This is a genomic window from Lentzea terrae, assembly GCF_003265345.1.
Taxonomy (GTDB): Bacteria; Actinomycetota; Actinomycetes; order Mycobacteriales; family Pseudonocardiaceae; genus Lentzea; species Lentzea terrae.
This window is the reverse complement of the sequence record NZ_QFWW01000036.1, coordinates 27,511-48,762: the sequence shown is the minus strand read 5'-3', so window position 1 is coordinate 48,762 and position 21,252 is coordinate 27,511. Positions and strand designations below refer to the sequence as shown.

The following is a 21,252-nucleotide window of genomic DNA, read 5'->3' as shown; positions in this document are numbered from 1 at the left end:
TTTCTGGGGGCAACGACACGTGCGGTGGTATTTCGCAGGTTTGGTGCTGTCGTCTTTCGGCACGACCGCGATGCTGCTGGTCGCCGGGGTGTGGGTGAAGTCGCTGACCGGCAGCGACTCCCTCGCCACCTTGGCGATGTTCTGCTTCTTCGCGCCTGGTGCGCTGTCGCCGTGGCTGGGCCGGCTCGCGGACTCCTACCGCCGCCGCCCGTTGCTGATCTGGGCCGACCTCGCCATGGTGCCCGTGCTGGCGGTGCTGCTCATCACCGACGACGTTCGGGCGATCTTCGCCGTCATGCTGGTCTACGGCGCCAAGGCGGTGCTCGTGAGCGCGGCCGAGCCCGCGTTGCTCGTGGCGTTGCTGCCCCAGGACCAGCTCGCCAGGTTCAACGGCCTCCGGGTGTCGGTGCAGGAGGGGATGAAGCTGGTCGCGCCGCTGGCGGGCGCCGCGATGTTCGCCGCGTCCGGGGCCTGGCCGGTGGTGGCGGTCGACGCGCTGTCGTTCCTGCTCGCCGCCGCGGCCACCAGCATGATCAAGGTCGACGAACCACCGCTGGCGCCGCGCGAGACGCCGAGCTGGCCACATCTCAAGGCACTCGCGTGGCCGCTCGCCGGCACGGCCACCGCGTTGTTCGCGGCGTCGTTGCACACCGCCGCGTCGTTCCCGCTCGTCGAGAAGGGCCTGCACCACGGACCGGAGTTCCTCGGCGTGCTGGCCGCGGTCCAGGGCGCCGGGTCGGTCCTCGCCGGTCTCACCGGCAAGCGCGCGAACATCACGGCAGGGCTGCTGATCATCGCGGTGGCGGCGCTGGCACGCACCACGGCGTGGCTGCCCGCGGTGCTCGCGGCCGGTTTCGCGCACGGTGCCGGGCTCGCCTGGACGGTGATCGCGGTCGCCACGCTCGTCCAGCAACGCACGCCGGCGGCCGTGCTCGGCCGGGTCAGCGCGACGGCGATGAGCATCGTCTTCGGCGCGGCCCCGATCGGTCTCGCGGCGGGCGCGGCACTCGTCGCGCACCTGAGCTTCGAGGTGATCTACGTGCTCATCGCCGTCATCACCGCGGCAACGGCGCTGTGGGCACGCGGGGGCCGGACGCGCCGCTTCACTGCGCGCCGGGCCCCCGCGCGAAGCGACTGACCAGATGGAGTGATCAGCCGCAGGTCGTGACGGTCGGCGGCACCTGGCAGAACCGGGCCGCATAACCGCCGTTGCGCGCCACGGGCACCGTCAGGGAGTCTCCCGCCGCGACACGTTTGGTGTCGAACGTGATCTTGCCCGTCGGGCTGTCGTGGTACAGCTCTGCCAACCACGAGCCGGAGCCGAGGAATCCCGTGCCGACCGAAAGGTCACGAGGATCACCCGCGGTCCCTGCACCGAGGAACCACGTCGCGCCAGACCGCCTGGCCAGCACCGCGAGCTTGCCGGGATCGCCGGCCACCAGCCGGGTCTCGTCCCACGCCGCCGGAACCGAGCGCAGGAACTGCTCGGCGACCGGGTAAGCCGAATAACTGGAAATCTTGTCCGCGAAATGCTGAACGCCTGACTCGTAGAGCACGCCCAACGCCAGTTCGGCAGCATCCGAGTTGGGCCGCACCCCGGAGAACGTGACCGGCGTGAAGTCCATCGGCCCGGTCAGGTTCCGGGTGAACGGCAACGTCAGGTAGTGCTCGATCGGGAACGGCTCCCGCCCCGGCCGCGGTTTCGTGCCTTCCGCACCCTTCACGGCCTCGACCGTCAGCACGTGCGGCCAGGTCCGCTCAGTCCCGCGCGGGATCGGAGCGCCGTGGAAGTTCAGCATCAACCGGTGCTTCGCGGCCGCCGCGTACACGGCGTCGTACCAGCGCATCCGGTCCTGGCCGTCGGACTCCACGAAGTCGATCTTCAGACCGACCGCGCCCCACGAGCGGTACTGGGCGAAGAGCCGCTCCCGTTCGCTGTCGGTGTCGATGGTCTGCCACCGCACCCACAGCCACGTCTCGACGCCGCGCGCCTTCGAGTACGAGATCAGCTCGGGAATCCAGTCGGCGCTCCAGCCGGAGTCGACGAGGTTGTACTCGTAACCCTGGCGAGCCGCGTAGTCCGCGTACTGCTTCTGCAGCGCCAGGTTCCCCGTGCCGTCACCCCACCACGACCACACCGCGGTGCCGGGCTTGATCCACGACGTGTCGGCGATCTTCGACGGCGCCGCCAGCGACGTGATCAGCGAACTCTCCGTCACCGACGCCAAGGTCCCCACCCCGAGCACGCGCCACGGCGTGGCCAGCGGACCGGCCGAGGTCTCCGCCGGGTCGGGCAGCACGAGCCGATAGCGCGACCCGTCGAACGCGACCCGCGAACCGCCGTAACGGCTGTCGAGGTCGGACTCGGCGAGCAGCAACCACGTGCCGGAGACGTTGAACAGCGCCGGATACCCGTACTCGACGCCCTTCTCGGCAACCCGGACGTGCGCGGTCTCGTAGTCTCCACGCCCGTTGTCGTACGGCAGCAAGAACTTCTCGGCGCTGGAAGGCACCGCGAACTCGGACGCCTCCCCGAGCACCGTCGTCCACTTGCCCGACGGCAGCACGTACTTGTACGCGACACCTTCCGCCGACGTGCGCACCACCAGTTCCAGCCGCTCGGCCTGCCGCTGGAGGTGGAACGTCGTCTCCGTGCCGACGTAGGAGTGCTCACGTTTCTTGCCGGACACGGTCGTGTACGAGTCCTGCACGAGCCGCGACGCCGACCCGACGAACTTCAGCCCCGACGTCAGGTCGGCGTCAGCGGTGCGGATGCCCAGCGCGGACGGTTCCAGCACCGTGGTGCCGCCGTGCCGGACCGAAAGGCTCAACCTTCCTTTGTCGAGCCGCACAAGTGCTTCTGGTGCAACGGATTGCGTCCCAATTGGCGCGACAACGCGCCACTCTCCGGATTCTGCGATGGCTGGAGTGCCGACAAGTGCGCCGGCGGCGGTCGCACACACCGCCGCCAGCACCACTGATCTGTTGCGAAACCCCATGCGTGTCACTCCCTACAGCGTGGCGGCGGTAGGTGGACAGGATTGGGAAAGCGCTTACCAGCTTAGGACAGCAACCCGGCTTCGTGCAGGTGAGCGAAGATGATGCGATCGACCGGTGAGATCCGGTCCACGTCGGCGGTGGTGAGCCAGGCGAGTTCCGCGATCTCGGCCGACGCCACCGGTTCCCCCGTGAACGACGCGGTGTAGCAGGTCATCCGCACCGTCACTCCCACCGAGTGGCCGTGCGCCTGCGCTTCGAACGTCCCGATGTGCTCCGCCGACGTCGCGTCGATCTCGACGGACAGCTCCTCGCGGATCTCGCGCACGAGCGTCTCGACGTCGGACTCACCCGGCTCGCGCTTGCCACCGGGCAGGTAGTACGTGTCCTTGCCGACCGATCGGGTGCCCAGCACCCTGCCGTCTTCCAGATGGATCCAGGCAACCTTGTCGATCACCAGGCCGACCCTAGGCGGAGGCGAGCTCCTTGACCACGCGGTGCGCGTCGGCCAGCGACTCGACCGCCAGCTCGCGGAACTCGTGCAGCTGCGGGTTGATCTCGGCCATGGTGAGCTCGGCGTGCACGAACTCCAGCCGCTGGTCGAGTCCGATCATGGACAGCACGGCCCGCAGGTACGGCTCCTGGAAGTCGAACCCTTCGCGCGGCGTGCCCGGCTTGTACGAGCCACCACGTGCGGTCACGACGACAACGCGCTTGCCGCCCAGCTCGAACGTGCCGTCCTCGCGCGGGAAGAACTCCGGGCTCGCGACCTGGTCGATCCACGCCTTGAGCGTCGACGGGATGGAGAAGTTGTACATCGGCGCGCCGATGAGGATCACGTCGGCGGCCTTGAGCTCGGCGACCAGGTCGGCCTTGATGTCCTGCGCCGTGCCGTCGACGTGCGGAATCGGGTCCGCGTTCAGGTCGCGGTAGGTGTAGCCGCCCTCGGGGTTCGCGGACCGCCAGACGTCGGCGAACGCACCGGTGACCTCGCGGGTCACCGATCCCTCGTGGCGAATGCTCGAGTCGATGTGCAGCAGATTGGTCATACCCAGAACATACGAGTGAAGAAGTTCCGAGTCAAGATGTTCTGAGTCAAGAACATCTCTCCTGGGATGTAGGATGAAACACATGGAGGTGCAGGAGCCGATCGCCGCGTGCGTGGAGAAGTGGGACTTCAACTGGCTGCTGCACCGCGCCGCCCAGCGGGTCGGGGCCGCGTTCGCCGACGAGATCACCAAGTTCGGCATCTCCCTGCGCGGGCAGCTGGTCCTGCAGGCGCTCGCCAGCGACGAGGCCGCGCGCACCCAGCTCAAGCTCGGGGCGATGCTCGGCCTGGACAAGACCACGCTGATGAGCGAGCTCGACAAGCTGGAGCGGGCCGGCCTGGTCGTCCGGGTGCCCGATCCCAACGACCGCAGGGTGCGCACGCCGGTCATCACCGACGAGGGCCGCGAGCTGCAGAAGAAGGCGGGTGACGCGCTCGCCGACGTCGAACGCGCCTTCCGCGCCCGTTTCACCGATCAGGAGATGGCGGTCGTCCGCAAAGCCCTGAGCGACCTCGCCCACGGTGAGGACCCGATGCACGGCTCCTGCATCTAGGCGAGAGAGCCCAGGTCTGCCTCACGCAACTGAGCGGGAGTCACCGTCGCCTGCGCGTCCACCAACGCGCTCAACGCCGTCCCGTGGTCCCAGACGTTGACGTTCATGGCCGCCCGCAGCCGCCCGTTCCGCAGCCAGAACGCGATGAACTCGCGCTTGGCGAGATCGCCGCGCACCACCACCTCGTCGTCAGGGCCGGCCAGGCCGCGGTACTCCATGCCCAGGTCGTACTGGTCGGTGAAGAAGTACGGCGACTTCTGGTACGGCTCGTCCAGCCCGAGCAGCGAGCCCGCCACGAACGTGCCCTGGTCCTTCGCGTTCGCCCAGTGCTCGACGCGCACACGTCCGCCGTAACGCGGGTGGTCGTGCGCCGCGATGTCACCCGCCGCGAAGACGTCGGGCGCGGACGTCCGCAACGCCGCATCGACCGCCACACCACCGTCAGCCAACGAAAGCCCTGCGGCTTCAGCGAGTTCCAAGCGCGGTGTCGCGCCCACGGCCAGCACCGTCACGTCCGGGATCAGCTCGGTGCCGTCGTCCAGCCGCACGCCCGACGGCGAGAAGCTCGCGACGCCGGTGCCGAGCTTGAACTCCACACCGTGCTCCTCGTGCAGGCCGCGGAACATCCGGCCCATCTCGGTGCCGAGCACGCGCACCAGCGGTTCGGCCAGCGGATCCACCACCGTGACGCGGCAGCCGTGCGTGCGGCCCGCGGACGCCACTTCGCAGCCGATCCAGCCCGCGCCGACGATCACGACGTGCGCGCCCTCGCGCAACGCCGACTTCAACGCCAGCGAGTCGTCGATCGTCCGCAGCACATGTCCTTGCGCGCCAGGCAGAACGCGAGGGCGCGAACCCGTCGCGAGCAAGAGCCGATCGTAGGAACGCACTGCTCCATCGGAGTCAACTATCGAGTGATCGCCGGGCCGCAACTCCAGCACCGACACGCCGAGCTGCAGGTCGATCTCGTTGTCGGCGTAGAAACTCGGCTCGTGCACCCACGCCGGTTCGTTGGCCTTTCCCAGCAAGATGTCCTTGGACAGCGCGGGAAGCTCGTACGGGCGGTGGTGTTCGGTGCCGAACATGGTGATCTTGCCGCCGTAGCCGCGGTCGCGCAGCGCGCCGGCAGCGGAGGCACCGGCGAGGCCCGTCCCGACAATCACGATCCGTTGCGGTTCCGCCATTTTCACCCCTCCAGGTGACCTATTCTCGTCCCAGGTGCGACGCTATCCGCAGCTCGGCACGGTCGCTCGACGGAACGTCGTCATGACCGGCGACCGCAGGCGTCTCATCTACGCGAGCGCGGACCACCAGGCCGGCGCGCCGAGTGAGCTGGAGGAAGAAACCCGTGGGAGCCAAAGAGGAGTGGCAGGTGAGCTGCCGCGACATCGCTTCGCGCCGACGGGACTTGACGGTGTTCGTCAGCCAGGGGCACATCGTGATCAACGTGCCGCCGGGAGAAGCCGCCGTGCTGACCCCGCTGGAGGTCGGCCGGTTGCGGGCCGCACTGAGGGAAGCCGTCGTCGCCGCGTCCGACACCGAGATGTGACCGCCGTCACACCGTTACCTACTCGCAAGTAGGTAGATGGCAGAGTGGGTCCCATGTTGACCCGCGTGCTGCTGACCCTGGTCAAATCCGGAGTGATCCGGCCGTTGGGCCCGCGAGGGCTGTCGAGCACGGTGCGCGGGTACCTGCACTGGAACATCACGCTCGCGTGGGGTTACCAGACGGGCGCCGGCCGACACCCGGACCGTGCGGCGATCATCGACGACGACGGCGTGCTCACGTACGCCGAAGTGAACGAGCGCACCAGCCGGCTCGCGCATGCCTTCCGCACCAAGGAACGCGTCGGACTGCTGCTGCGCAACCACCGCGGCTTCATCGAGACGATGACCGCCTGCACGAAGATCGGCGCCGACGCCGTCCTGCTCAACACCGGCCTGAGCAAAGGACAACTGGCCCAGGTCGCGCAGGACCAGCAGATCGACCGGATCGTCGCCGACCGCGAGTTCGCCGACGTGCTGCCCTCCGGGATCGCCACGTACTTCAGCGACGAGCTCGAGTCCCTGATCCTGAACGGGCCGAGCACGCCGCTGCCCCGCAGGCCTCCGCGCGGCCGGCTGATCATCCTCACCTCCGGCACCACCGGCACGCCGAAGGGCGCTCGCAGGCCGGAACCCGCGAGCCTCGCCCCCGCCGCCGCACTGCTGTCGCGGATCCCGCTCAAGCACGGCGACGTCATCGCGATCACCTCGCCGCTCTTCCACGCCTGGGGGCTCGCCGCGTTCCAGCTCGGGCTCGTGCTCGGCGCGACGCTCGTGCTGCGCCGCAAGTTCGACCCCGTCCAGACGCTGAAGGACGCCGAGAACTGCACGGCGATGTTCGTGGTTCCCGTGATGCTGCAACGCATGCTGGAGACCCCGCACCGGCCGAAGCTGCGGATCATCGCCTCCAGCGGGTCGTCACTGCCGCCGAAGGTCGCCGCCCGCACGTTGCAGGAGTTCGGCCCGGTGCTCTACAACCTCTACGGCTCAACGGAAGTGAGCTGGGCGAGCATCGCGACCCCCGAGGAGATGCTCAAGGCCCCCGGCACGGCGGGACAGCCACCGCTCGGCACCCGGCTGGCCATTGTGGACGATCAGGGCAAACCGGTGGCGCCCGGCGCGACCGGGCGGATCTTCGTCGGCAACGAGATGCTCTTCGACGGCTACACCAACGGCACCAGCAAGGAGTCGCTGAACGGCCTGATGTCCACCGGCGATCTCGGTTATCTCAAGGACGGCCTGCTGTTCGTGGCCGGCCGCGACGACGAGATGATCGTGTCGGGCGGCGAGAACGTCTACCCGCGCGAGGTCGAGGACCTCCTCTCGAACCTCGACGGCGTCACCGAGGTCGCGGTGCTCGGCGTGGAGGACGACGAGTTCGGCCAACGTCTCGTCGCGTTCGTTGTCGGCGCAAAAACCCTGACAGCGGAACACATACGTGAACACGTGCGGGCCAACCTCGCGCGATTCTCGGTGCCCCGGGATGTTTTCTTCCTCAACGAGCTGCCGCGCAACGCAGCCGGAAAAGTGTTGAAACGCCAATTGCGCGAACAAGGCTAGGCTCGGCCCCGAGTGAGGGGGCTTGAGCACATGACGGTTCCCGGCCGGACCGCCGATCCGCGGTCCAACGCCGTGCACAACCTGCGCGAGGCACGCATCGCCCTGGACGAGGGCAGGCCCGGCGAGGCGCTGGAGTACGCGGAGAAAGCCGTAGCCGCGTTCGCCTGGTTGGACGACGTCGAGGGCGTGGCGGAGGGCGTGCTGGCGCAGTCGGTGGCACTCGGCAAACGCGGGCTCTGGCCCAGCGCGCTCGACACCATCGACCGCGTGCAGGAGATCGCGGCGGCGAACCGCCACATCGGACTGCAGGCGCGATGCAGCTTTTCCCGTGCCGTCGTGGAACTGCGGCTCGACTCGCGGGAACGCAGCTTCAACTCGTTCGCCAGAGCGCTCGGACTGGCGGAGCTCACCGGGGACAACGAGCTGATCGGCTCGGTGCTGTTCGAGCAGGCCCGCGTGATGCGCATGCAGTACCACGAGCACTGCATGATCCGCACCGCGGAGAGCCGCTGCAGCCTCGACGGCGAACCGTGCGTGCGCAAGCTCCGGCGCGCGGAGTCCTTGTGCGCGCAGGTGCGCGACCGGTGGAAGCAGGTCGGCGACCCGGTGCGGATGGCGATGGTCAACGTGCTGCTGACACACGTGCGCATCGATCTGGGTGAAGTTGACCGCGCGCACCGCAGCTGGCAGCGCGCTGACCAGTTGCTTGCCGGAAGGAACCGCCCGGTGGCACGGGCGGAGGCGTTGATGGCCCGTGCCAGGCTGAGCGGTGCGCGCAAGCGGTACCCGGACCAGATCAGCCAGCTGACCCAGGCCGCGGAGCTCGCGATGAGCTGCCTGGCCAGGGAAGTCGCCGTGCACGCCCACCAGCAGCTGAGCGAGGCGTACGAACGGTCCGGCGACCTGGAGAAGGCGCTCAGGCACGCACGGCTGCAGTTGGAGCAGTACCGCTTGTGGGAACTGCAAGAAGGCCGCGACCTCCTGCGGATGCGCGAGCACGACCTGTCGTCCCGGCTCGTGGAACAGTTGGCGCACAGGCGTTTCGAGCCCAAGCGCGAGGACGCCGTGGTGCGCCTCCCACACCCCGGCGAGCTGCACGAGACCGGCACCGCGGAGCACACGAACACCCGGATCGCCCGCGCACTGCGGGCCGGGCTCACCAAGCGCGGCATCGAGGTGTTGCGGCTCGTGGCGGCCGGAGCGAGCACGGCGATGATCGCCGAGACGCTCGGCCTGTCCCCCAAGACCGTGCAGAACCACCTCCAGCGGATCTACACGACCCTTGACGTCAACGGCCGCGCCGGCGCCATCGTGTGGTGGATGAGCTTGACCACCGAGCAGTCATCCATTGTCAAGTGATTGACAATTGCGCCGACCAGACCGGCACCCAATCGCCCGTTCGGCTGCTTGCCGCTGACGGGGTGGTCGCCGTTCTTGGGTGATTTACCCACGCCGGCGAAGTGGAATTGGGTGATGTGACGGGTAACTGGTCTGTGTCATGCTCCGTTAACAAGGTGTCCAGTTAAGCAGCGAGGGGCGGTCATGACCGGGCAACGTCGCCTGCGGTCAGTGCTTGCGCAACGCAATCCGCGCCACGTCGCGCCACAGCAGCGGGTCAACGCCCTCGGGGTTGATGTGCTCCAGGAGTGCGGCCAGGGCCGTGCGCGCACTGACGCTGCCGTCCGGGTCGACCTCGTCCGCCGCCCGCACGAGCAGGAGGTGGCACCGCAGCTGCTGCTCGGCGTCGAGCTCGCCGGTCGCGATGGCCTGCTCCGCGAGATCTCTGGCCCGATCGACCTCACCGTCGCGCAACGCCAGCTCGGCGCGCAACGCACGCGCGTGTGCGAGCAGGCCGTCCTGCTGACGCATCGCCGCCACGGTCGTCTCCACCTTGTCCAGCAACGCCACGACCTCGTCGAGGTTCGCACCGGGCGTGCGCAACGTGATGGACGCTCCGGCGAGGCGAACGCGGCACCGGTACTCGGGATCGCCGTCGAAGTCGTCGAGCATGTCGACGGCCTCGCGAATGCAGTGCGCGGCTTCACTGCGGTCGCCCAACCGGTCGGCCACCTTGGCGCGCGCCCACCACGTGGAGATCGCGAGCCGGTCGCGGCCGAGTTCGGGCAGGCGCGCGGAAAGCTGGTCCACGACCTGTTCGGCGTCAGCCAGACGTCCGGCCGCGGTCAGCTCCGCGCACAACGAGATGAGCGCGCGCGTGTTGACGCGACGCACCCGTTCACCGTCACCGGCGGCCAGCTCAACGGCCTCCGTCGCGGCCCGCACGGATTCGGCCGTCCGGCCGAGGCGCCGCAACGAGGAAGCGCGCAGGATCTCCACCAACGCGTCCACCGCCGGACCGGGAGACCACGACTTGCGCAGCTTCGCCGCCGCCAGCAGCAGACCCTCGTGGTCTCGTTGCCTCGCGAGCATCACCAGGCGCGTCCACCGCACGCACCAGCCGAACATCTCCTCGTCCGACCGCTTTCCCAGCGTTTCCAGCAGGTCGACGGCCAGCACCAGGTCGCCGTCGTGGTAGGCGAGCAGCGCCTCGCACCACGCCAGCGCCTCGTCCTGCATCGCGGTGCGGTCCTCGTCGACCATCAGCTCGGACGGGTCGACGCCGAGCACCTCGGCGAGCCTGCGCACGACGGCGGGCGACGGCACCCGTTCGCCGGACTCCAGCCGCGACACGTAGCTCATGGACACACCGGGGCACGCGAGGTCCTTTTGCGACAAACCGCGTTGCAGCCGGACCGCCCGCAGCCTTGCGCCGAACCTCGTCAACGACTTCCTGCCCTCATCCACGGCCGCCACCAATCGAACGGAGCCCCCTCAATGAAGTTGAACACTATCGCTCGAACCCTCGCAGCTGTGATCCTCAGTTTGGCCGCGATCACGGCGGCAGCAGGCACCGCGGCTGCCGACCAGGGCAACCCCGACACCTTCCTGCCCCCGTACTGCGCCAGGCCCTGACCGTTCTGCCCGGTGGAGGTGGTCTTGCCTCCCTCGCAAGCAAGACCACCTCCGCACCCAGGCCGTGTCCTGCAAGTCCGTTCGATGGGAGTCACGGGCGAGAGGCGCGGAGGCGGTGCCGCCGGAGCGTCCTCATACCGGGCGTATTCGGGCGTTCCGGCGGTGCCGCCTCCGCGCCCCTCGGTCGCGACTATCGCGGACGAGACTTGCAGGACACGGCCTGAACACCAATTGCCGCACCTGGCCACATCGCCAGTTGCGGTTGAGGCACCCTTGTGGGGTGACTCTGCAACTGCGCACGCCTCGTCACCAGGTGAGTCCCAAGTCGGTCCTGCTGTGGACGATGCAGGCGGCCGTGTTCTGGCTGGTGCTGTTCGTGCCACAGCTCGTCGTGTTCCTGCTGGTGAACACCCCGCCGACGTGGGAGCTGGCACTGCTGGTCGCCACCGGCGTCGTCGGCGTGGTGCACACCGCGGTCGAACCGAGCTGGCGCTACCGCGTGCACCGCTGGGAGACCACCGCGGACGCCGTGTACACCCTCTCCGGCTGGCTGAACCAGGAGTGGCGGGTCGCCCCGGTGTCGCGCATTCAGACCATCGACACCAAGCGCGGGCCGTTCCAGCAGATGCTCGGCCTCGCGACGGTCACGGTCACTACGGCGTCGGCCGCGGGGCCAGTGGAGATCGAGGGCCTGGACCACGAGGTGGCGCAGCAGCTCGTGGTGGAGCTGACCAACACCACGCAGGCCACGCCGGGTGATGCCACGTGACCGCTGAAGTGCCCGCCGGACTGCCCGCCGCGCCGGAGTTCACCGAGCCCCTGGCGGAGTGGCACCGCCTGCACGTGCGCATGCTGATCGTGCGGCCGCTCAACGAGGGCATCGCGATGCTGGTGCCGATCCTCGTCCTGCTGTTCACCGGCAACGGCGAGAAGTGGCGGCTCTTCGCGAGTGGCGCCACGGTCGCGGCGATCCTCGCGTTCAGCTACTTCATCTGGCGCACCACGAAGTACCGCATCACCGACGAGCAGGTCGAGCTGCACACGGGGTTGCTGACCCGCAAGCAGCTCGCGGTGCCGCGCGATCGCATCAGGACGGTCGACCTCACCTCCAAACCGGGCCACCGCGTCTTCGGGCTGTCGGCGGTGCGGATCGGCACCGGGCAGCAGGACACCCCCGGCACCGACGGCCTCACCCTCGACGCCGTGACGTCCGAGGAGGCCGAGCGGCTGCGGGTGTTGTTGCTGCAGAAGGCAGTCGCGCCCAAGCCGGCGTCCCCGGACGAGCCGCACGCGGAGCCGGTCGTCGCGGAGTCCGAGGTCATCTCCCAGCTCGACCTGAAGTGGCTGAAGTTCGCGCCGCTCTCGCTGTCCGGTCTGGTCGCGATCGGTGCCGTGTTCGGCGTGCTGTCCAACTACGCGGACGACCTCGGCCTGCACCCGGTCCAGGACCTGTGGGAGTGGCTGTTCGAGCACCCGAGCGTCACGCTGCTCGGCGCGTTCGTGCTCGCGCTGGTCGTGCTCGGGCTGGTGCTCTCGGTGCCGCTCTACATCCTGCAGTTCTGGAACTACCGGCTGACCCGCGAGCCGGACGGAACCCTGCGCGTGCAACGGGGTCTGCTCACCACCCGGTCCGTTTCGGTGGAGGAGCAACGGCTGCGCGGTGTCGACATCCAGGAACCACTGCTGGTCCGCGCTGGCAAGGGCGCGAAGCTGGCGGCGGTGACGACAGGCCTGGGCTCGAAGGGCGAGAGCAACCTGCTGCTGCCGCCGGCGCCGTTGTCCGTGGCGCACCAGGTCTCGCTGGACGTGCTGAAGGTCGCCGACGACCCGACCCTGCGCAAGCTCCGCAAGCACCCGCTCGCCGCGTTGCGCCGCAGCCTGTTCCGGCACGTGGTGCCGTGGGTGGTGATCGCGGTCGGGCTCGCCGTCTGGGCGCCGTCGTGGGCGTGGCCGATCCCCGTCGCGATCATCCCGTTCGCCGCTTTGGTCGGCTGGGACAACTACCGTTCGCTCGGCAACGCACTGGACGACCGCTATCTGGTGACGCGCAACAACTCCCTGGTCCGCAGCACCGTCGCGTTGCAGCGCACCGGCATCATCGGCTGGCGGATCCAGCGGTCGTTCTTCCAGCGCCGCAGCGGTTTGATGACGATCGGCGCGACCACAGCCGCCGGCGCGGGCGTCTACCACGTGACGGACGTCGGCGAGTCCGACGGCCTGACACTGGCCGACGAGGCGGTGCCGGACCTGCTGCGCCCGTTCCTGGTCGACGAGTCCGCTGTGGACGGTCAAGCCGTGCGGAACGTCTGACGGTAGGCCGTCGGCGACACCCCGATCGACGCCGCGAGTTGCTGCCGCAGCGCCGCGCCCGTCCCGAACCCGGCGTGGCTCGCCACCTGGTCGACCGGCAGGTCCGTGGACTCCAGGAGGTGCCGGGCGCGGTCGACGCGCTGCTGCGTCAGCCACTGGCCGGGTGACATGCCGGTCTCGGCGCGGAACCGGCGGGTGAAGGTGCGCACGCTCATCCGCACCTGCGCGGCCATCGCGGCGAGGTCGAGGGGTTCCTGGAGGTGTTCCAGGGCCCATTCGCGGGCGAGCGCGGTGGAGGTGTCCGGGTAGCTCGGCACCGGCCGGTCGATGAACTGCGACTGGCCGCCCTGCCGCCACGCCGGGACGACGCAGTAGCGGGCGACCCAGTTCGCCACCTCGCTGCCGTGGTCGGACCTGATGACGTGCAGACACAGGTCGATGCCGGCGGCGACCCCTGCCGAGGTGAGGATGTCGCCGTCGTCGATGAACAGCACGTCCGGGTTGAGGAGCACCTTCGGGTACAGAGCGCGGAACTGGTCGGCGATGTCCCAGTGCGTGGTCGCGGGCCTGCCGTCGAGCAGTCCGGCGGCGGCGAGCACGAACGCGCCCGTGCAGATCGACATGATCCGCGACGCGTTCGTCGTCATGAGCGCCTCCCGCACGGCGGGTTCGAGCCGGCCTTCCCGCGCCGGCGGGTAGCGGGTGCCCGGCACGAGCACCGTGTTCGCGTCCTTCAGCGCCTCCAGACCGTGGTCGGGCGCGATGGTGAAGCCGCCGGTGGTCGGGATCGGCCGGCGGTCCGGCGAGCAGACGACCACCTCGTAGCGGTCCGCGAGCCGGGCGAACATGTGCGTCGAGGTACCGATGTCGAACGCGACCGACTGCTCGAGCGCGAGAACGGCGATCCGATGCATGGCCTGATTCTTTCACATGTTGGCCAGTGGGCCACTGGTCGGCGAATGCGCCGTCCCGGAGGCTGGTCGGCGTGAGACTGCATTGGGCCTGGGTGGTCGCAGGTGTGTCCTTCATCGCCTTGGTGGGTGCCGCGTCGTTCCGCGCGGCACCCGGTGCGTTGATCGAGCCGTTGCAGAGCGAGTTCGGCTGGACGACCGGCACGATCTCGCTCGCCATCTCGATCAACCTGTTGCTGTTCGGGCTGACCGCGCCGTTCGCGGCCGCGCTGATGGACCGGTTCGGCGTGCGGGTCGTGGTGACCTGCGCGTTGACCATGGTCGCGCTCGGCAGCGGGCTGACGGTGTTCATGACCACTTCCTGGCAGTTGGTCCTGCTCTGGGGTGTCGTCGTCGGGCTCGGCACGGGGTCGATGGCACTGGCGTTCGTCGCGACGATCACCGGACGCTGGTTCGTGCGGCACCGCGGCCTGGTCACGGGCGTGCTGACGGCGGGCGGTGCGGCTGGTCAGCTGGTGTTCCTGCCGCTGGTGGCGTGGCTGTCCGCGACCTACGGCTGGCGGGCGGCGTCGCTGATGATCTGCATCGCCGCGCTGGCCGTGGTGCCGCTGGCTGCGTTCTTCCTGCGCGAGTACCCGCGGGACGTCGGACTTCTGCCTCTGGGGGCAACCGAGGACACTCCCCCGCCGCCGTCCGGTGGCGCGGCTCGGCGGGCTCTCTCCGCGTTGGGTTCAGCCGCTCGCACGCGGCCGTTCTGGTTGCTGGCAGGCGGTTTCGCGATCTGCGGTGCCTCCACCAACGGCCTGGTGGGCACGCACTTCATCCCCGCCGCGCACGACCACGGCATGCCGACGACGACCGCGGCCGGGCTGCTCGCGCTGGTCGGCGTGTTCGACATCGTGGGCACGATCGCGTCCGGCTGGCTGACCGACCGCGTCGACTCGCGGCTGCTGCTGGCGGCGTACTACGCGTTGCGCGGACTGTCGTTGATGCTGCTGCCCCAGCTGTTCGGCGCGTCGGCGCACCCGTCGATGCTGGTGTTCATCATCTTCTACGGCCTGGACTGGGTCGCGACCGTGCCGCCGACGGTGGCGTTGTGCCGGCAGTACTTCGGCATGTCCGGTCCGGTCGTGTTCGGCTGGGTCTTCGCGTCGCACCAGGTGGGCGCAGCTCTGGCAGCGTCAGCCGCCGGCCTCACCCGCGACCACCTGGGCAGCTACGACCTGGCCTGGTACGTCGCGGGTGCGCTCTGCCTCGGCGCGGCGGTCTTGTCAGCGTCGCTTGCGCGAAGTTCCGAAGATGCCCCGCGTGATCTCGCGCGCCAGGGCGCTGCCGGCTGACCGCAGGAACGACTTCACGGCGCTGTTGCCGAGCACCTTCTCGACGAGCCCCGGTTCCTCCTTCTGCTGCCGTTGCGGAGGAGCTTCCGGGGCTTGTTCCTGTTGGGGCGGCGCCACTTTCTGCATCAGCTGCTCGTAGGCCGACTCGCGGTCGACGGTTACGGAGTACTTGCCGTGCAGCTCCGAGCCCTGCGCCGCCTGCTTGATCGCGTCGTTGCCGATGGTGTCCATCAACGACCGGGGCGCCCTGAGCCTGGTCCACGCGACCGGTGTCGGCGCACCCTTCTCGCTCAGCACGGTGATGATCGCCTCGCCGATGCCGAGCGAGGTAAGCGCTTTCTCCAGGTCGTAGTGCGGCGTGTTCGGGTACGTCTTCACCGTGCGCGCCAACGCCTTCTGGTCGTCCGGCGTGAACGCGCGCAGTGCGTGCTGAACGCGTGCGCCGAGCTGCGACAGCACGTCGTTCGGGATGTCGGTCGGCAGCTGCGTGCAGAAGAACACGCCGATTCCCTTGGACCGGATGAGCTTCACGGTCTGGGTGATCTGGTCGAGGAACGCCTTCGACGCGTTGGCGAACAGCAGATGCGCCTCGTCGAAGAAGAAGACGAGCTTGGGCTGCTCGACGTCGCCCTCCTCCGGCAGCGTCTCGAAGAGCTCCGCCAGCAGCCACATCAGGAACGTCGAGAACAACGCCGGGTTGCCCTGCAGCTCGGCCAGTTCGAGCAGGCTGACGACACCCTTGCCGTCGCGTTGCCGCATCAGGTCGGCCGGGTCGAGCTCCGGTTCGCCGAAGAACCGGTCGCCGCCCTGCGCCTCCAGGTTGACCAGGGCCCGCAGGATCACGCCCGCCGTGGAGCTCGACACCCCGCCGATGCCCTTCAGGTCCTCCTTGCCCTCGTCGCTGGTGAGGTGCTGGATGACGCTGCGCAGGTCCTTGGTGTCGAGCAGCGGCAGGCCCTTCGAGTCGGCCCAGTGGAAGATCAGGCCGAGCGTCGACTCCTGGGTGTCGTTCAGGCCCAGCACCTTCGACAGCAGGATCGGCCCGAAGCTGGTGACCGTTGCCCTGATCGGAACTCCGATGCCGCCCGTGCCGATCGACAGGAACTGGGTCGGGTACGACTGCGGCTGCCAGTCGTCGCCGGTGTCCTTCGCGCGGGTGTCCGTGCGGTCGCTGCGCTCGCCTTCTCGCGACAGACCGGACAGGTCGCCCTTCACGTCGGCCATCAGCACCGGCACGCCGTTGTTCGACAGCTGTTCGGCGAGCAGCTGCAGCGTCTTCGTCTTGCCGGTTCCTGTTGCCCCCGCGACAAGTCCGTGCCGGTTGACCATGGACAACGGGATGCGGACGTGCGCGGTCGACTCGACCTGACCGTCGACCAGCACCGCGCCGAGCTCGATGGCCGCGCTCTCGGAGGCGTATCCAGCAGCGATCTCAGCTTGAGCCGTCATGCACGAGGAGCGTAACCAGGTTGCTGCACGCCGCCACTCGAAGTTGACGCTCCGCGCAGTAATGTTCCGGGGGTGATGGATCGTCTGGTGTGGATCGACTGCGAGATGACCGGACTCGACTTGGGCAAGGACGCTCTGATCGAGATCGCGGCACTGGTCACGGACGCCGAGCTGAACGTGCTCGGCGACGGCGTGGACATTGTGATCCACGCGGATGACGAAGTGCTCGCCTCGATGCCGGAAGTCGTCATGGAGATGCACGCCAAGTCGGGCCTGACCGAAGAGGTGCGCGCCTCCGCGGTGTCGCTGGAGGAGGCCGAGGCGGCCGTGTTGGCGTACATCAAGGAGTGGGTCCCCGACCCCAGGACCGCGCCGCTGGCCGGCAACTCCATCGCCACGGACCGCGGGTTCATCGCCCGCGACATGCCGGCGTTGGACGCGCACCTGCACTACCGGATGGTCGACGTGTCGTCGATCAAGGAGCTGTGCCGGCGCTGGTACCCGCGGATCTACTACGCGCAGCCCGGCAAGGGGCTCGCGCACCGGGCGCTCGCGGACATCATCGAGTCGATCCGGGAGCTCGCGTACTACCGGCGGACGGCGTTCGTGCCCCAGCCGGGTCCGACGACCGAACAGGCCCAGGCCGTGGCCGCTGAGCTGCTCAAAAACGCTGACTGACCCCCTGATTTCAATATCAGTGTCTCTCGTTGCTATGCTTCTTCTCGCCGGTCAACGCCGGTGATGGTGGGTGTAGCTCAGCTGGCAGAGCACTGGGTTGTGATCCCAGGTGTCGCGGGTTCAAGTCCCGTCACTCACCCTTTGTCGAAAGGCCTCCGCAATTGCGGGGGCCTTTCTTCACGTTTCGGGAGTGTTCATGACCACGCTCGTCGCCAAGGACCTCGCCGCAGGTCACGGTGATCGTGTCCTGTTCTCCGGCCTTGATCTGGTCGTTGCGCCGGGTGACGTCATCGGGCTCGTGGGTGTGAACGGCGCGGGCAAGTCGACGCTGCTCCGGACGCTGGCCGGGCTGATCCCCGCCGAGCAGGGCCGCGTGTCGCTGAACCCGCCGTTGGCGAACGTGGGTCACCTCGCTCAGGAACCGGAGCGGCTCGAGGGCGAGACCGTGCGCTCGTTCCTGGCCCGCCGCACCGGTGTCGCGGCAGCTCAGACCGCTTTGGATGCCGCCACCGAGGCGCTGACCGCCGGCAACGACGAGGGCTACTCGGAGGCGTTGGACCAGTGGCTCGCGCTGGGTGGCGCCGACCTGGAGGAACGGTCGCTGGAGGTCGTCGCGGACCTGGGGTTGTCGGTGGGCCTGGACGCGTTGATGACGTCGCTGTCCGGTGGCCAGGCCGCGCGGGCGGGCATGGCGTCGTTGCTGCTCAGCCGCTACGACATCTTCCTGCTGGACGAGCCGACCAACGACCTCGACCTCGACGGTCTGGAGCGGCTGGAGAAGTTCGTCACAGGGCTGCGCGCGGGCACGGTGCTGGTGTCGCACGACCGCGAGTTCCTGGCGCGCACGGTGACGAGCGTGCTCGAACTGGACCTGCACCAGAACGCCGTGCGCCTGTACGGCGGCGGCTACGAGTCGTACCTCGAAGAGCGCTCGCGGGCACGTCAGCACGCCCGTGACGACTACGACGAGTACGCGGACACCAAGGCGTCCTTGGAGGCCCGTGCGCGCATGCAGCGCTCGTGGATGGAGAAGGGCGTGAAGAACGCCCGGCGCAAGGCCGGCGACAACGACAAGAACGCCCGCAAGTTCCGTGCCGACGCCACCGAGAAGCAGGCCTCGAAAGCCCGGCAGACCGACCGCATGATCGAACGGCTGGACGTCGTCGAGGAGCCGCGCAAGGAGTGGGAGCTGCGGATGGAGATCGCCGCGGCCCCGCGTTCCGGTGCGGTCGTGGCTTCCCTGCGAGCGGCTGTCGTTGAACGGGGCGGCTTCCGGTTGGGCCCCGTCGACCTGCAGATCGACTGGGCGGACCGGGTCGCGATCACCGGGGCGAACGGCGCGGGCAAGTCGACGTTGCTGGCCGCGTTGCTGGGCCGGGTCGAGCTGGCCTCCGGCTACGCGACGCTGGGCTCCGGTGTGGTGGTCGGCGAGGTGGACCAGGCGCGCGGGCTGTTCCTGGGCGATCTGCCGCTGGTGGACGCGTTCCAGGAGGCCGTGCCGGACATGACCCCTGCCGACGTGCGGACGTTGCTGGCGAAGTTCGGGCTGAAGGCGGCGCACGTGCTGCGTCCGGCGGCCTCGTTGTCGCCCGGTGAACGGACGCGGGCGGCGTTGGCGTTGCTGCAGGGCCGTGGGGTGAACCTGCTGGTGCTGGACGAGCCGACGAACCACCTCGACCTGGCCGCGATCGAGCAGCTGGAGTCGGCGCTGGAGAACTACCCCGGCACGTTGCTGCTGGTGACGCACGACCGGCGGATGCTCGAAGCGGTGCAGGTGAACCGTCACCTGACCGTTTCCGGCGGCCAGGTGACGGTGTCCTGAGCTACCCGAGGTCGACCTTGTAGATCTTTGTGTTGCTGTTGTTGGGGATGGAGTCCTTGTCCCCGTCGGACGTCGTGATCCAGAGGTCGCCGTTCGGCGTCTTCTCGACCGTCCTCAAGCGACCGTAGGCGCCCTCGAAGAAGATCTGCGGCTCGCCACCGATCGGGATCCGGTAGAGCCGTTGGCCGCGCAACGCCGCCAGGTACAGCACGTCGTCCACAATGGTCAGTCCGCTCGGCGAGGCCTGGCTGACCGGCCAGGTGTGCCTGGGCTTTACGAACGACGGTTCGCCGCACTCGCCGGACGTGCCCTCGCAGGCGGGCCAGCCGTAGTTGCCGCCGCGCTTGATCAGGTTGACCTCGTCCATGACGGAGTTGCCGAACTCCGCCTCCCAGAGGCGGCCTCTCGAGTCGAACGCGAGACCCTGCACGTTGCGGTGGCCGTAGCTGTAGACGTACTTGCCGGGGAACGGGTTGTCGCGCGGCACGCTGCCGTCGGGGTTGACGCGCAACACCTTGCCGCCCAACGAGTTCAGGTCCTGCGCGGTGGACGCGACCTGGCCGTCGCCGGTGGCGATGTACAGCTTGCCGTCCGGGCCGAACCGCAGCCGGCCGCCGTTGTGGAACTTGTTGCGGGGCGCGCCGGTGAGCAGGACCTGGTGCTCGCCGAGCTTTCCGTCGTGGAGTTTGAACCTGACGAGCCGGTTGTCGGTCGGGCTGGTGTGGTACGCGTAGAGCCAGCCGTCCTTGTGCTCGACGCCGAGGAGGCCGCCCTCGCCGTCGGTGCTGACGACGTTCGGGACGCGTCCGGCGACGGTCTTCTCGCCACTGGGCGCGATTCGGATGATGTCGCCGGTGTCGCGCTGGGCGTAGAACGCCGTGCCGTCGTTCAAGAACTCCAGCCCCCACGGCACGTCGGTGTCGTCGGTGATCTTGGTGACCTCGCCGACGGCGTCGTGTCCCTTGCGGGTGCTGGCTTTGATCGGCGCGGTGAACTGCGAGCTCTTGCCGGACGTGTCGATCGCCTTGACCGTGAACTCGTACGCCGTGTCCTGCTTCAGACCCGCGATCGTGGTCTGCTGGCCGGTCGTGGCGCCGACCTGGACGCCGTTCGAGAAGACCGCGTAGCTCGCGACCGCGACGTCATCTGCGGAGGCGCCCCAGGCGAGCGAGACGCTGTTGGCGGTCAGTTTGGTGACGATCGCGTTGAAGGGCGTGGTCGGCGGGCCGGTGTCGACGACGGCGGCCGGCGTGGTGACCGTGATCGAGTTGCTGGCCTGCGAGATGTTGCCGGCGGCGTCCTTCGCGTTGACGTAGAAGGAGTACGTGGTGTTCGGGGTGAGGCGGGTGACGTTGTTGGACAGCCCCTCGACCGTTTTCACGTACTGGCCGGACTGGTAGATCTCGTAGTTCGCCACGGCCACGTTGTCGCTCGCCGGGCCCCACTGCAGGTTCACCGAGGTGGCGGTGAAGGCTTTGACGCTCAGGGTGCCTGGCGCGCTCGGTGGCGCCGTGTCGACAACGCCAGGAGTGCCGTGGACTTCGAATTCCTTGAGCTCGTAGCTCTTGAAGCACGGCTTGGTCAGCGAGACCCGCACCCAGCGGCCGAACCCGGTGAACTCGATGTTGTCGTCGCCGCCGTCGCCCTTTTCGGTGCGATGCACGTCACGCCAGTACACGCCTTCCGGCGAGGTCTGGACGGAGTAGCTCCTGGCACAGCGGAAGCCCCAGCGCAGCACGACCCGGTTGATCGTGGACATCGAGCCGAGGTCGATGGAGATCCACTGCCGGTCTCCGCGTTCGCTGCGCCACGTGGTCCTGCGGTCGAGGTCCGTTGCCTTCGTGGCGACGTGGCGTGCGTTGCTCTCGCTCGACGCCGTTGCCGGTCTGGCGAGCGAGAGCAGCACGTCGTCTGCTTGCGCGGGTGGTGCCGCCACCGCTGTGAGCGCCAATGCGCTGATGACTGCGAGCAGTCTCCTGAGCGGAGCCACAGTGCCTCCCAGATAGGTCGGGCGGCGGTGGCGGCCTCAGCCTTTCACAAACGTTTTCAAGGGTCTAGAACCCTG

Annotated in this window: 18 protein-coding genes and 1 tRNA gene; 11 read left to right on the top strand and 8 right to left on the bottom strand. The window is 68.7% G+C overall.

From position 1 onward, the window contains the following. Window positions 1-43 precede the first annotated feature (43 nt). Window positions 44-1,138 carry an MFS transporter gene (locus DI276_RS44245; RefSeq protein ID WP_157985342.1) on the top strand — a complete coding sequence of 365 codons (1,095 nt, stop codon included), beginning with the start codon at window positions 44-46 and terminating at the stop codon, window positions 1,136-1,138. A 13-nt stretch (window positions 1,139-1,151) separates the two neighbouring features. Here the strand turns inward: DI276_RS44245 and DI276_RS44240 are convergent, their stop codons facing one another. The 3 genes from DI276_RS44240 to DI276_RS44230 form a co-directional block, all read right to left on the bottom strand. After that, window positions 1,152-2,999: a glycoside hydrolase family 97 protein gene (locus tag DI276_RS44240; RefSeq protein ID WP_112275398.1), complete on the bottom strand. Its 1,848-nt coding sequence runs from the start codon at window positions 2,997-2,999 to the stop codon at window positions 1,152-1,154. Between the two features lie 62 nt (window positions 3,000-3,061). Further along, a complete protein-coding gene (locus DI276_RS44235; RefSeq protein WP_112275396.1) occupies window positions 3,062-3,454 on the bottom strand; it encodes an NUDIX hydrolase in 393 nt (130 codons plus the stop codon). A 10-nt stretch (window positions 3,455-3,464) separates the two neighbouring features. Continuing rightward, the gene (locus DI276_RS44230; protein ID WP_112275394.1) at window positions 3,465-4,046 is read right to left on the bottom strand and encodes an FMN-dependent NADH-azoreductase; all 582 of its coding nucleotides are present in this window, start codon (window positions 4,044-4,046) and stop codon (window positions 3,465-3,467) included. An 82-nt stretch (window positions 4,047-4,128) separates the two neighbouring features. Between DI276_RS44230 and DI276_RS44225 the strand changes: the two genes are divergently transcribed. Further along, on the top strand, window positions 4,129-4,599 hold the full coding sequence (locus tag DI276_RS44225) for a MarR family winged helix-turn-helix transcriptional regulator (RefSeq protein WP_232837344.1): 471 nt from the start codon (window positions 4,129-4,131) through the stop codon (window positions 4,597-4,599). Here DI276_RS44225 and DI276_RS44220 read toward each other — a convergent pair. After that, a complete protein-coding gene (locus tag DI276_RS44220) occupies window positions 4,596-5,783 on the bottom strand; it encodes an NAD(P)/FAD-dependent oxidoreductase (RefSeq protein ID WP_112275390.1) in 1,188 nt (395 codons plus the stop codon). The two genes, DI276_RS44225 and DI276_RS44220, sit on opposite strands and share 4 nt — an antisense overlap. Window positions 5,784-5,947: 164 nt before the next feature. Here DI276_RS44220 and DI276_RS44215 point away from each other — a divergent pair, with 164 nt between their 5' ends. The 3 genes from DI276_RS44215 to DI276_RS51655 are packed head-to-tail and all read left to right on the top strand — an operon-like array spanning window position 5,948 to window position 9,063. Next, complete coding sequence (locus DI276_RS44215) at window positions 5,948-6,148, top strand: hypothetical protein (RefSeq protein WP_030468277.1); 201 nt, start codon at window positions 5,948-5,950, stop codon at window positions 6,146-6,148. 53 nt (window positions 6,149-6,201) lie between these two features. Continuing rightward, window positions 6,202-7,704, top strand: coding sequence for an AMP-binding protein (locus tag DI276_RS44210; protein ID WP_198681280.1), 1,503 nt, complete (start codon window positions 6,202-6,204; stop codon window positions 7,702-7,704). Window positions 7,705-7,734: 30 nt separating this feature from the next. Then, window positions 7,735-9,063 carry a LuxR C-terminal-related transcriptional regulator gene (locus DI276_RS51655; protein WP_198681279.1) on the top strand — a complete coding sequence of 443 codons (1,329 nt, stop codon included), beginning with the start codon at window positions 7,735-7,737 and terminating at the stop codon, window positions 9,061-9,063. A 207-nt stretch (window positions 9,064-9,270) separates the two neighbouring features. On the opposite strand, the gene DI276_RS44200 is transcribed toward DI276_RS51655, so the two are convergent. Then, the gene (locus tag DI276_RS44200; RefSeq protein WP_157985341.1) at window positions 9,271-10,509 is read right to left on the bottom strand and encodes a helix-turn-helix domain-containing protein; all 1,239 of its coding nucleotides are present in this window, start codon (window positions 10,507-10,509) and stop codon (window positions 9,271-9,273) included. Between the two features lie 454 nt (window positions 10,510-10,963). Here DI276_RS44200 and DI276_RS44195 point away from each other — a divergent pair, with 454 nt between their 5' ends. Together DI276_RS44195 and DI276_RS44190 are read left to right on the top strand one after the other, a co-directional pair. Beyond that, a complete protein-coding gene (locus DI276_RS44195; protein WP_408610637.1) occupies window positions 10,964-11,446 on the top strand; it encodes a PH domain-containing protein in 483 nt (160 codons plus the stop codon). Continuing rightward, window positions 11,443-12,987 (top strand): PH domain-containing protein, encoded by a 1,545-nt coding sequence (locus DI276_RS44190; protein WP_232837343.1) that lies wholly within the window; start codon window positions 11,443-11,445, stop codon window positions 12,985-12,987. The genes DI276_RS44195 and DI276_RS44190 overlap by 4 nt, the downstream gene beginning before the upstream one ends. On the opposite strand, the gene DI276_RS44185 is transcribed toward DI276_RS44190, so the two are convergent. Further along, window positions 12,966-13,901, bottom strand: coding sequence for a GlxA family transcriptional regulator (locus DI276_RS44185; protein ID WP_112275386.1), 936 nt, complete (start codon window positions 13,899-13,901; stop codon window positions 12,966-12,968). The two genes, DI276_RS44190 and DI276_RS44185, sit on opposite strands and share 22 nt — an antisense overlap. A 62-nt stretch (window positions 13,902-13,963) precedes the next feature. Between DI276_RS44185 and DI276_RS44180 the strand changes: the two genes are divergently transcribed. Further along, entirely contained in the window at window positions 13,964-15,238 is a 1,275-nt protein-coding gene (locus tag DI276_RS44180; protein WP_112275737.1) for an MFS transporter, read from the top strand. On the opposite strand, the gene DI276_RS44175 is transcribed toward DI276_RS44180, so the two are convergent. After that, window positions 15,170-16,687 carry a helicase HerA-like domain-containing protein gene (locus DI276_RS44175; RefSeq protein WP_112275384.1) on the bottom strand — a complete coding sequence of 506 codons (1,518 nt, stop codon included), beginning with the start codon at window positions 16,685-16,687 and terminating at the stop codon, window positions 15,170-15,172. The two genes, DI276_RS44180 and DI276_RS44175, sit on opposite strands and share 69 nt — an antisense overlap. 72 nt (window positions 16,688-16,759) lie before the next feature. Here DI276_RS44175 and orn point away from each other — a divergent pair, with 72 nt between their 5' ends. The 3 genes from orn to DI276_RS44160 all read left to right on the top strand — a co-directional run bounded on the left by orn (window position 16,760) and on the right by DI276_RS44160 (window position 19,187). Further along, window positions 16,760-17,365, top strand: coding sequence for an oligoribonuclease (gene orn / locus DI276_RS44170; RefSeq protein WP_112275382.1), 606 nt, complete (start codon window positions 16,760-16,762; stop codon window positions 17,363-17,365). A gap of 66 nt (window positions 17,366-17,431) precedes the next feature. Further along, window positions 17,432-17,504, top strand: a tRNA-His gene (locus DI276_RS44165). A gap of 57 nt (window positions 17,505-17,561) precedes the next feature. Further along, on the top strand, window positions 17,562-19,187 hold the full coding sequence (locus DI276_RS44160; RefSeq protein ID WP_112275735.1) for an ABC-F family ATP-binding cassette domain-containing protein: 1,626 nt from the start codon (window positions 17,562-17,564) through the stop codon (window positions 19,185-19,187). Between the two features lies 1 nt (window position 19,188). Here the strand turns inward: DI276_RS44160 and DI276_RS44155 are convergent, their stop codons facing one another. Further along, entirely contained in the window at window positions 19,189-21,177 is a 1,989-nt protein-coding gene (locus DI276_RS44155; protein ID WP_112275380.1) for a PQQ-dependent sugar dehydrogenase, read from the bottom strand. Window positions 21,178-21,252: the final 75 nt, after the last annotated feature.

Bases quoted from the DNA above. Each gene is read 5' to 3' on its own strand.
- DI276_RS44240 (WP_112275398.1), bottom strand. From the start codon at position 2,999: ATGGGGTTTCGCAACAGATCAGTGGTGCTGGCGGCGGTGTGTGCGACC.
- DI276_RS44230 (WP_112275394.1), bottom strand. From the start codon at position 4,046: ATGACCAATCTGCTGCACATCGACTCGAGCATTCGCCACGAGGGATCG.
- DI276_RS44225 (WP_232837344.1), top strand. From the start codon at position 4,129: ATGGAGGTGCAGGAGCCGATCGCCGCGTGCGTGGAGAAGTGGGACTTC.
- DI276_RS44220 (WP_112275390.1), bottom strand. From the start codon at position 5,783: ATGGCGGAACCGCAACGGATCGTGATTGTCGGGACGGGCCTCGCCGGT.
- DI276_RS44210 (WP_198681280.1), top strand. From the start codon at position 6,202: ATGTTGACCCGCGTGCTGCTGACCCTGGTCAAATCCGGAGTGATCCGG.
- DI276_RS51655 (WP_198681279.1), top strand. From the start codon at position 7,735: ATGACGGTTCCCGGCCGGACCGCCGATCCGCGGTCCAACGCCGTGCAC.
- DI276_RS44185 (WP_112275386.1), bottom strand. From the start codon at position 13,901: ATGCATCGGATCGCCGTTCTCGCGCTCGAGCAGTCGGTCGCGTTCGAC.
- DI276_RS44175 (WP_112275384.1), bottom strand. From the start codon at position 16,687: ATGACGGCTCAAGCTGAGATCGCTGCTGGATACGCCTCCGAGAGCGCG.
- DI276_RS44160 (WP_112275735.1), top strand. From the start codon at position 17,562: ATGACCACGCTCGTCGCCAAGGACCTCGCCGCAGGTCACGGTGATCGT.